The 9,875-nt window shown below is 74.4% G+C and carries 11 protein-coding genes; 4 read left to right on the forward strand and 7 right to left on the reverse strand.

Annotation, left to right across the window (positions count from 1 at the left end):
• Positions 1-227: 227 nt before the first annotated feature.
• Positions 228-1,112, forward strand: a complete 885-nt coding sequence (locus GTW40_RS13360; RefSeq protein ID WP_161180394.1) for a YhjD/YihY/BrkB family envelope integrity protein — start codon at positions 228-230, stop codon at positions 1,110-1,112.
• Here GTW40_RS13360 and GTW40_RS13365 read toward each other — a convergent pair.
• Positions 1,090-2,424, reverse strand: a complete 1,335-nt coding sequence (locus GTW40_RS13365) for a hypothetical protein (protein WP_161180395.1) — start codon at positions 2,422-2,424, stop codon at positions 1,090-1,092. The genes GTW40_RS13360 and GTW40_RS13365 overlap by 23 nt on opposite strands.
• 272 nt (positions 2,425-2,696) lie before the next feature.
• On the opposite strand from GTW40_RS13365, the gene GTW40_RS13370 reads away from it, so the two are divergent.
• On the forward strand, positions 2,697-3,182 hold the full coding sequence (locus tag GTW40_RS13370; RefSeq protein WP_161180396.1) for a hypothetical protein: 486 nt from the start codon (positions 2,697-2,699) through the stop codon (positions 3,180-3,182).
• A gap of 36 nt (positions 3,183-3,218) precedes the next feature.
• Here GTW40_RS13370 and GTW40_RS13375 read toward each other — a convergent pair whose 3' ends face one another.
• A complete protein-coding gene (locus tag GTW40_RS13375) occupies positions 3,219-4,250 on the reverse strand; it encodes a MerR family transcriptional regulator (RefSeq protein ID WP_343245683.1) in 1,032 nt (343 codons plus the stop codon).
• Positions 4,251-4,542: 292 nt separating this feature from the next.
• On the opposite strand from GTW40_RS13375, the gene GTW40_RS13380 reads away from it, so the two are divergent.
• On the forward strand, positions 4,543-4,839 hold the full coding sequence (locus tag GTW40_RS13380; protein ID WP_202485823.1) for a hypothetical protein: 297 nt from the start codon (positions 4,543-4,545) through the stop codon (positions 4,837-4,839).
• A 100-nt stretch (positions 4,840-4,939) separates the two neighbouring features.
• On the opposite strand, the gene GTW40_RS13385 is transcribed toward GTW40_RS13380, so the two are convergent.
• The 5 genes from GTW40_RS13385 to GTW40_RS13405 all read right to left on the reverse strand — a co-directional run bounded on the left by GTW40_RS13385 (position 4,940) and on the right by GTW40_RS13405 (position 9,226).
• Complete coding sequence (locus GTW40_RS13385; protein WP_161180397.1) at positions 4,940-6,406, reverse strand: HAMP domain-containing sensor histidine kinase; 1,467 nt, start codon at positions 6,404-6,406, stop codon at positions 4,940-4,942.
• Positions 6,406-7,134 carry a response regulator transcription factor gene (locus tag GTW40_RS13390; RefSeq protein WP_161180398.1) on the reverse strand — a complete coding sequence of 243 codons (729 nt, stop codon included), beginning with the start codon at positions 7,132-7,134 and terminating at the stop codon, positions 6,406-6,408. Before GTW40_RS13390 ends, GTW40_RS13385 begins: the two co-directional genes overlap by 1 nt.
• Positions 7,135-7,272: 138 nt before the next feature.
• A complete protein-coding gene (locus GTW40_RS13395; protein ID WP_161180399.1) occupies positions 7,273-8,082 on the reverse strand; it encodes a DUF4232 domain-containing protein in 810 nt (269 codons plus the stop codon).
• 75 nt (positions 8,083-8,157) lie between these two features.
• Positions 8,158-8,730: a MarR family winged helix-turn-helix transcriptional regulator gene (locus GTW40_RS13400; protein WP_161180400.1), complete on the reverse strand. Its 573-nt coding sequence runs from the start codon at positions 8,728-8,730 to the stop codon at positions 8,158-8,160.
• 73 nt (positions 8,731-8,803) lie between these two features.
• Positions 8,804-9,226: a hypothetical protein gene (locus GTW40_RS13405; protein ID WP_343245684.1), complete on the reverse strand. Its 423-nt coding sequence runs from the start codon at positions 9,224-9,226 to the stop codon at positions 8,804-8,806.
• 226 nt (positions 9,227-9,452) lie between these two features.
• On the opposite strand from GTW40_RS13405, the gene GTW40_RS13410 reads away from it, so the two are divergent.
• Positions 9,453-9,791 carry a YnfA family protein gene (locus GTW40_RS13410; protein ID WP_018543752.1) on the forward strand — a complete coding sequence of 113 codons (339 nt, stop codon included), beginning with the start codon at positions 9,453-9,455 and terminating at the stop codon, positions 9,789-9,791.
• The last annotated feature ends 84 nt before the right edge of the window (positions 9,792-9,875 follow it).

Below are 9,875 nucleotides of genomic sequence, written 5' to 3' on the forward strand. Positions count from 1 at the left end.
CCCTCGCGCCCTCGCGCCCTCGCGCCCTCGCGCATCAACGTCCTCGCCGCCGTCCCCCTCCCCCTCACCCGGCCCGGCGCCCCCGCGCACGAGCGGACGTATGCCGTACGGCGGCATCGCCGGGTACGCGGCCCACCACGCGCCCGATCAGACGCGTACCGCTCGCCGCCACCGCCGACCGCCCCGTTGACTGGGTGGTCCGAGGGCCGTGCGGGTCGGGAGGCGGTATGGCGTGGAAGGCGCGGCTGGAGCGGCTGGAGCGGCTGCGCGCGGAGGCCGAACGGCGCTTCCCCGTCATCACCGAACTGACCAGCCGGCTGCTCTCCGCCAACCTGCTGGACGCGGCCACCCGGCTCGCCGCGCAGGCGTTCCTGGCCGCCGTACCGCTGCTGTTCGCGTTCGCCGCGTTCGCGCCGGAGGGGATGCGGGAGCAGTTGCAGGACTCGTTACGGGCGGTGTTCGGGCTGAACGGGGGCTCCAGCCAGCAGCTCGACCAGGTGCTGAACGAGTCCACCGACCCCGAGTCGCGGGAGACCAGCGGGATCATCGGGCTGGTGATCACACTGGTCTCGGCGACCAGTTTCAGCCGGGCGATGGAGCGGGTGTGCGAGCGGGCGTGGGGGCTGCCGAGGGCCGGCACGCGGATCGCGGCCTGGCGGTGGGTGGTGTGGCTCCTCGTGCTGGTTCTGGTGCTCCTCTTCCAGGCGCCGGTGCGCGACGGCTTCGGCGTCGGGCTGTGGCTCGGCACCCCCCTGCTCTTCCTGGTCGCCGCGTCCCTCTGGCTGTGGACGCAGCGGCTGCTGCTCGCGGGGCGGGTGCCGTGGATCGCGCTGCTGCCGGGCGCGCTGCTGGCCTCGGCCGCGTCGACCGCGCTGAGCCTGACCGCGCGGATCTACATGCCGCAGGCCCTCAACCGCTCCCTGCGCGAGTACGGCTCCCTCGGCCTGGTGCTGGTCCTGCTGTCCTGGCTGATCGTGCTCAGCGCGGCGATCACCTTCGCGGTGACGATCGGGGCGGTCCTGGCGCAGGAACCGCCGCTGAACCGCTGGCTGGGGACGGAACGGATCGAAAAGGGCGGCCCGGAACAGGTCAAGGGCGGCCGGGCGGACTGACCGCGGCCCCCAGGCCGCCTCCACGGTCCTCCGGCGGCCCAGGCGGCTTCACCGGCTCCGGGTCTTCCGCCAGGAAGTCCACCACCGCCAGCGCGAACAGCAACGCCAGCGCGAGCCCGACCACCACCCACCCGGTCGGGTGGTCCCAGAGGACGTACGCCACGACCGCCCCCGCCACCAGCAGCCACTCGATCCAGCGCCGGTAGCGGTGCACGAAGGGCCCGACCGGGCCGGTGCGCATCCCGAACCGGTCGGCCTGGCCGCGTACGGCGAGGATGCCCGTGTGCCACAGCTGCCGGGCGCCACGCGCGTACCGGCCGGGCCCGGAGAGCCAGGCCGCGACGGCGACGACCACGCCGAGCGTGATCACGGCCCGTACGGCGGTGCGCAGGAACCGGGTGAGGGTGTCGTAGACGGCCTCGGCGGCGGGCTGGGACACGTCGGCGGGCAGCGCGTCCAGGTAGATCACCCGGAAGACGGTCAGGCCGAGGCCGAGCAGCAGGGCGGTGAAGGCGAAGCCGAGCGCGGCGGCGACGAGCGCCCTGCGGTGCCGTACGGCGGTCAGCACACCGGCGATCAGCAGGACGGCGGCGATGACGGGCACCCACAGCCCGGCCAGTTCGAGCAGCCGGAAGTACGTCTTGAGCTTGCCCACCTCCTCCGCCTGGAGGACGGTGAAGCTGGTGTGCACGACGGGGATCTTGCCCGCGAGGCCGAGCCCCGCGTCGACCAGCCGCTTCTTGACCTGCTCGATGACGGGGGCGAGGTCGATCTGCACCTTGTCGCCCTGGAGCTGGACCGCGCCGCCCCCGCTGCCGGTGAGCGCCTTGTCCACACTGGTGTGGATCTGCCGGTTGGCGTTGGTCCAGAACGTGGCGAACCAGTCGGACGCGACGATCTCCCGCGTCTTGTCGTTCACGAAGCTGCTCACCGCGCCCTGGAGCGAGCTGCCGATGCCGCCGATCGCCTTGTCGACGAGCGGCCGGTCCTTCGGCGCCACCTTGTCCAGCAGCTTCGGGATGTCCAGCCGGTCCATCAGCGCGCCGGTGACCCGGTTCGCCACGGCGTCCTGCACGGCGGGGTCGCGGGCCAGCGGGGCGACGGTGGCGACGTACCGGTCCGTGTCGTCCGCGAGATCGGCGGTCCAGGCGGCGACGACGCCGAGCGGGGCGAGCAGACAGCCGAGCACGACGAACACGAAGGCGACGACGGCCCGCCCGGGGTGCCGGCGCGGCCGCCGCCCCTCCAGCGCGGCCACCCGGGCCCGCAACTCGTCCCAGTCCTCCCGCTCCGACGGCTGCTCCTGCGCCATGCCCGCACTCCTCCGCTCCGACTCCACGGCGGCCCGGCCGGACGGGCACCTGGGAGCAGCAGACCCCGGGCGGGGAGCCCGCGCGAGCGGCGGTGGGCTGTTCGGCCGTAATGCGGGGCCACTACGGCGACGACGGGGGCGGCGGCCGCGCCGACAGGTCCGCTGACCCGTTCGGGTGGACCGGTCGCACAGGCGCCGCACCCGGCGTGCGGGGTCGGACGTGCGCCCCTTGACTGGGAGCGGTGATCGTCGGCGAGGCATGGAGGCGGGACATGGCGGGCTACTGGATAAGAGGAACGGCCGGGGCCGTGGTGGCGGTGGCCCTCGGGCTGGCGTCGGCCGGGTGCTCGGACGGGTCGAGCAGCCCGTCCGACAGCGCGAGCAAGGCGGCCTCCGCGGCCTCCTCCCTCGCCTCCCGCGCGTCCGACTCGCTGGCCTCGGCCACGGCGGAGGCCAGGCGCAAGCTGGACCAGGTCAAGGGCGGGGTGAACGCCAAGAGCGCCGTGTCGCTGGGCGGGATCACCACCGACGCGGACGGCCGGGCGAATATCGCGGTGACCGCGCAGAACACCACCGACTCCCCCAAGTCCTTCGTCGTCCAGGTCAACTTCGACGACAAGAACGGCAACCTGCTGGACACCGTCGTCGTGACCATCGACAACGTCGGCGCGGGCTCCCACCGCCAGGCCACGGCCCGCAGCCACCGCAAGCTGACCGGCGACATCCGGGCGACGGTGGCGACGGCACTGCGCCACTGACACCGGGCAACTGGGCACCGGGCACCCGAGCGGCCGCTACGGCACGGGCACCGGCCGCTCGCGCAGCCACTCCAGCACCCGCCCCGCGTGCTCGCTGGGCGGGAAGACCGGATAGAAGACGTGCTCGACCACCCCGGCGCGGACGATCAGCGTCAGCCGCTTGTACAGCCGCGCCCCCGCCGCCTCGAACGTCGGCAGGCCCAGCGCCCCGGCCAGGGCGAAGCCGGGGTCGGAGAGCATCGGGAAGGGCAGCCGGAGCCGCTCCACGACCTCCCGCTGATAGCCGGTGTCCTGGCTGGAGAGCCCGTACACCCGCTCCGCGCCCGCCTCCCGCAGGTCCTCGAAGTGGTCGCGGAAGCCGCACGACTCCACGGTGCAGCCCCGGGCGCCGGGGATGGAGTTCCAGCCCTCGGGGAGGTCCGTGCCGGGGCGGCCGGTGAGGGGATAGACGTAGATCACCGTGCGGCCGGGGCCGAGGCCGTCGAGCCGGACCGTGCCGCCCGCCGTGTCCGGCAGGGCGAGCGACGGCATCCGGGCGCCGGGGAGGTGATCGGCGGCGCCGTCGTCCGGAGGGACGGGCAGGTCGGCGGGCAGGGTGAGGTGGTCGTCCATCGCCGGGGTCTCCTTCGTCGGCAGGGGGCGCGCGGCTTCCTCCAGCTGCGCGACCAGCAGGGCTTTCCTGGCCGTCAACTCCTCGATCCTTACGGCCAGTTCGTCGATCGCCTCGCGGTAGCCCGCCAGGGACGCCGGGCACTCCGCGTGGCTCCGGCCCGCCGTCAGGCAGTCCAGGAAGGGACGGGTGCGCTCGGCGGGGATGCCGAGGCGTTTGAGCGCCCGGATCTCGCGGACCAGCCGCAGGTCGGCCGCGCCGTAGCTGCGGTAGCCGTTCGGGCGGCGGGACGGGGTGACCAGGCCCAGGGACTCGTAGTAGCGGACCGCCTTGACCGTGGTCCCGGCCCGACGGGCCAGCTCCCCGATCCGCATCCCGGCCGCGGCACCCACGACACCGCTCGCACCACCCGCCGTATCACCCGCCGTATCACCCGCACCGCTCTTCCCGCCGCTCATGTCACGGCACGCTAAACCCTGCCCCCGGGGGAAGGGTCAAGCACGGCCAGGGGGCGTAAGGGGGCGCTCCGTACGGGGCCGTCCGCGCGCCCCGTACGGAGGTACTGGTGATCTCGGTCATCATGGAAAGGCGGCTCACCGGCCCCGGCCGGCTGCCGCGGGCGTCACCCCGACCAGTGACGCACGTCGCCGGTGCGCGTGGCACCGGACCCGCCCCGGGTCTGTCCTCCATACCGTGGGTTTCCATCCGCCTTCGGCGACCAGCCAGTCCATCCAGTCCACCAGGGGAGCCATGCAGGAGACGCGACCGCACACGGGACCGGCGACGCCGGGTACGGCGGCGGGCATCGACCTGCGCGACCTCACCCCCACGCTGACCCTGCTGATCGGCAGCCTCGTCGTCGCCGCCGTCGGGGTGTACGAGCTGTGCGGCTTCGGCCTGCACAGCCTCGACCGGCGCCCCCATCTGTTCAGCGACGGCCTGGCGACCGGCGGCGTGATCGTCGCGGCGGTCGCGGCCGGAGCGGCGGCGGGCAACCTGGCCTGGACCCTCGCCACGTCCCGCCGGGACACCCCCGGCGGGGGCTGACAACCGAGTCAACCCCGGTCAACCGGCCAATCCCGGTCAACCGGATCAACCAAGTCGACCGGGTCGACCGGGTCGACCGGGTCCCAAGGGGGACCCCCGGTCATCCGCCCCCGGCCGCGCCCCCGGGATCGCCCGGCCCCGCCGCCCCGCCCCCCACCGTGAACCCGATGACCGCCCCGCCGCCCTCGCGCCGGTAGGCGAACGGCGCTCCCCCGTGCGCCAGCGCCACCTCGCGGACGATGGACAGGCCGAGGCCCGACCCCGGCAGGGAGCGCGCGTCGGCGGCACGGTAGAAGCGGTCGAAGATGCGGAGGAGGTCGCCCTCGGCGACGCCGGGCCCCCGGTCCCGGACCTCGACGCGTACCGTGCCCGCGCGGGCGGGACCGGTGACCCGCACCTCGATCGGCGCCCTGCCGTCCCGGTCGAACTTGGCCGCGTTCTCGACCAGGTTCGACACGGCCCGCTGGAGCATCGCGGGGCGCCCCTCGGTCCGGGTGTCGCCGCCGACCCGCAGCACGATCTCCCGGCCGGTACGGCGCATCGCGAGCCCCACCACGTCCTCCGCGAGGTCGGCCACGTCCACCCGCTGCGGCGGCTCGGAGTCGGACTGCCCGGCGGCGAGGTCGACCAGCTCGTTCACCAGGTCGGTCAGCTCGCGGGCCTCCTGCCCGAGGTCCGCGACCAGCTCCTCGCGGGCGGCGGGCGGCAGCTCGTCGAGCCGCTTGAGCAGCGAGATGTTCGTCCGCAGCGAGGTCAGCGGGGTGCGCAGCTCGTGCCCCGCGTCCTGGACCAGGCGCCGCTGGTCCTCCTCGGACTGGGCGAGCCGCCCGAGCATCCGGTCGAAGGCGCGGCCGAGCCGCCCGACCTCGTCGAGCCCGGCCACCGGCACCTCGATGCCGAGCCGCCGGGTGCGGGCCACGTCCTCGGCGGCCGCCGTGAGCACCACCAGGCGCCGGGTGATGCGGCGCGCCAGCCACCAGCCGAACAGCCCCGCCCCCACCACGACCGCCGCCATGAGGATCAGCGTCCGTTGCTGAAGCGTGCGGAGCAGGTCCTCGGTGTCGCTGAACTCCTGCGCCACCTGCACCGCGCCCTTGCCGCCGCCCAGCGAGACGGTGGCGACCCGGAACAGGTCCTCGCCGACCCGTACGTCCTTGTGCTCGGCCAGCCTCCCCGCCGCCCGCGCCCCGGCGGCCGCCCGGTCGGCGGCGGTCACCGGCAGCACCGGAGTGCCGTGGTCGACGATCTCCCCGCGCGCGCCCAGCACCTGTACGTCGGTCCGCGCGGGCCGCACCACGTCGTGCCCGGGACGGGAGGAGGAGAAGTCGTCCGGGGTCATGTCGTGCTGCCGGACCTCGGCCCGTACGTCCCGCACGACCTGCGTGAACACCGACTGCTGGTCGACGCGGACGAGCCGGGCCGCCGAGCCGTACGACAGGATGCCGACCAGGATCGTGACGACGGCGGTGACCGCGGCGAAGGACACCGCGAAGGTGGTGCGCAGCGAGACCAGCTTGGTCCGGCCGGTCCGGGAGGGGCCCGGCGGCCGCCGCCAGGGACGGCCCACTACTCCTCCCGCAGCACGTACCCCACACCGCGCACGGTGTGGATCAGCTGCGGGGCTTCCGGCTCGTCCAGCTTGCGGCGCAGATAGCCGACGTAGACGGCGAGGTTCTTGGAGCCGGGGCCGAAGTCGTAGCCCCAGATGCGGTCGTAGATCGTGGCGTGGTCCAGGACGATGCCCGCGTTGCGCACCAGCAGTTCGAGCAGCTCGAACTCGGTGCGGGTCAGCTCCAGCTCGCGCACACCGCGCCAGCAGCGGCGGGCCTGGAGGTCCATGCGCAGTCCGGCGGCACCCACCTGGTGGCGCTCGGAGAGCACCGGCCGGTCCTCCGGGCTCACGGCGGGGGCCGGGATCACCTTGGCGGGGGTCGTACGGCGCAACAGCGCGCGCAGCCGGGCGAAGACCTCCTCCACGTCGAACGGCTTGACCACGTAGTCGTCGGCGCCCGCGTCCAGGCCCGCGATGCGGTCGGCGGTCTCCACCAGCGCGGTCAGCATGAGGATCGGGGTGCGGTCGCCCTCGGCGCGCAGCACCCGGCAGACCTGGAGTCCGTCGATGCCGGGCATCATCACGTCGAGCAGCAGCACGTCCGGCGGGGTGCGGTGGGCCTGCGCCAGCGCCTCGACCCCGTCGGCGACCGCCGTCACCGCGTAGCCCTCCAGGGTGAGGGCGCGCTCGAGGGCATGGCGGATGGCGCGGTCGTCTTCGGCGAGGAGCACAGTCTGGGGCACCCGACCAGTCTGCCAAGGCGCGCGGCCGTTCGGCCGGGCCCGGTGATCCACGGTGGCCCTTTTTACCGGGATCTCACCGTCGGCGGGCCCGCCGGAGACCGTGACGGCTCCGGCGGGCCCGGTGACGGGACGGGTGGTTCAGGACTGCGAGTCCGCCTGCTTCATCGAGGCGACCGCGTCCGAGACCGTCGCGCTGTACAGGCCCAGCTTCGGCTTGAGCACCTTCGCGCCGGAGCCCAGCGGGAAGTTCCTGGTCTCGGCGGCGGGCATGTCGACGCCGTTCGCGAGCACGTTCATCTCGTCGATGCCGGGCACCGTGCCGGTGGTGGCGCCGCTCGGGTCGAGGTCTATCACCGCGTAGGCGGTGCGGCCCGCGCGGAGCGCGTACGCCGGGGGACCGCCGAGGCCGCCGGGAACCAGCGGCTTGATGTTGCGGCTCTGGTCCGCCGAGGTGGAGGAGCCGAGGTCGACGGCGGGGTAGTAGCTCAGCCCGCAGGCCGACGAGCCGGTGTTGCGCACCTCGATCACCCGCTGGGAGGCGGTGCGCGTGGTCACCCGCACCGTCACCTGGCCGCCCGAGCAGGCGTGGGTGTAGGCGTAGCTGTCGGTGTCGTTCCCGCCACCGCTCTTGGCACCGGCCTGCTGGGCGCCGCCGCCGGACGTCGTACCGGCCGTGCCGCCGCTGGAGGAGCCACCGGACGTGCCGCCGGACGACGAGGAGCCGCTGCCCGACGTGCCGCCGGACTTCGAGGTCCCGCCGGTGGTGGAACCGGCCGGGGCGGCGGCGTCCTTCGAGGGCTGCGCCGAGACCGCCGCGGCCGGGGCGTCGGGCTTGGCGGCGCCCGCGTCCTTCGCACCGGTGTCGGAGCCGCCGCACGCGGTCAGGGCCAGGGCGAGGACGGCGGTACCGGCGGCGGCGAGAGCGGTGGAGCGGTGGAACGTACGCATGGGAATTCCCCCCGAAGCATGGCGCTGAGAGTGATCGGGAAGCGGGTGAAACCCGCCCCGACCTGCTGACATCCCTTACTCTCCGCCCTCGGACTCACGTTTCGCTGACGCCTCGCTGATGTCGCGCTGACGCCCCTCGCCGGGCCCCGCCGACGCCTTCCGTTCCTCCGGTGCGCGGTCCTCGCGCAGCCGGGCGGCCTGCTCGCCGGAGAACTCCACCGTGCGCTCCATGTGCCGCACGATCACGGCCAGTTCGGCGTCGTCCAGCTCGTCGAAGATCCGGTACCAGTCGCCGGACAGCGCCTCCCACACGCGCCGGAACTCCCCGATCCGCTCCGGTACGGGCACCACGAGCACCCGGCGCCGGTCGGCCTCGTCCCGCCCCCGTACGACGTACCCGGCCCGTTCGAGCCGGTCCACCAGGCGGGTCGCGGAGCCGGTGGTGAGCCCGGTCAGCTCCGCGACCCGGCCGGTGGTCACCGGCTCCGGCTCCAGGGTGAGCAGGTTCAGGCACTGGAGGTCGGTGGGGTGCAGCCCGATCCGGTCGGCGACGGCCTGGCTGAACAGGGCGTGCGCGGCGATGTACCGCCGGGACACCCGCTCCAGCTCCGCCAGCAGCCCGGCCCGGGCGGTGTGGTTCCCGGCCATGAGGACCTCCTGTACGTCGGCGGCCGCCTGTACCCCGGCCGCGGCTGCCCGCCGGGACCGGCGAGGTGGCCGCTCAGAACGCGTACGCGTCCCCCGTGTCCAGGACCAGCACCTTCAGGCGGTCGTTCGAGCGGTCCGGGTCGCTCACGCCGCCGTTCCAGGCGGGCTCCACCTCCAGGGTGACCTCCGAGGCCGCCCGGCGCAGGCCGACGGTCAGCCGGAGGGTGCGGCCGGCCCGTCCGACGGCCAGCGCGCCGGTGCCGCACACCACGGTCCGCTCCCCGGTCCGCGCGCACGCGGCGGGCAGCTCCTGCCGCTCGGCCAGCGCCACCGACCACCGCAGCCGCACACTCGCGTCCTTCACGGCGGAGGGACCGGCGTCACGCGGAGTGAGCCGCACCTCGACCCGGTCACCGGTCAGAACGGCACTGCCGTGGAAGGAGAGATCGGCGCGGGGGGTCGCGCCCGACACCGCGCCCGCGGGTCCTCCCGCCACCACGGCACCCAAGCACCCACCCAGCAGCACCCACGTCCTCGCCCGCACGCCCATGCCGCTCACCACTCCCAGGCCGATGCCGTACCGAGGGGCCGCGGCACGCGGTCCGTGCCGGGGCCCAGGGGATGTATGCCACGGAAACGGCAGGCCAGGCGCCGTCCATCAGGTGAACGCGCCCCGGACGCCCCCGTACGGACGGCGGCCGGGCCATGGCACCCTTCCCCCCATGCTGATCCTCCGCTCCGCCGCCCTCTTCGTCGTCGCCGCGCTCTTCGAGATCGGCGGCGCGTGGCTGGTGTGGCAGGGCGTGCGCGAGCACCGCGGCTGGCTGTGGATGGCGGGCGGGGTGCTGGCCCTCGGCGCGTACGGCTTCGTCGCCACCTTCCAGCCGGACGCCCACTTCGGCCGCATCCTGGCCGCGTACGGCGGGATCTTCGTGGCGGGGTCGATCCTGTGGGGCGTGGTCGCGGACGGCTACCGCCCGGACCGGTGGGACATCGCGGGCGCGCTGGTGTGCCTGGCGGGGATGGCGCTGATCATGTGGGCGCCGAGGAACGGCGGCTGAGGAGCGGGCGGCGCGGGCTCGGCAGGGCAGCGCGTTGTCGTAGAGCACCTTCACGAAGTGCGGCACCACCCAGTCGCGGTCGAC

Source organism: Streptomyces sp. SID4985, from assembly GCF_009863025.1.
In the GTDB taxonomy this organism is placed as follows: domain Bacteria; phylum Actinomycetota; class Actinomycetes; order Streptomycetales; family Streptomycetaceae; genus Streptomyces.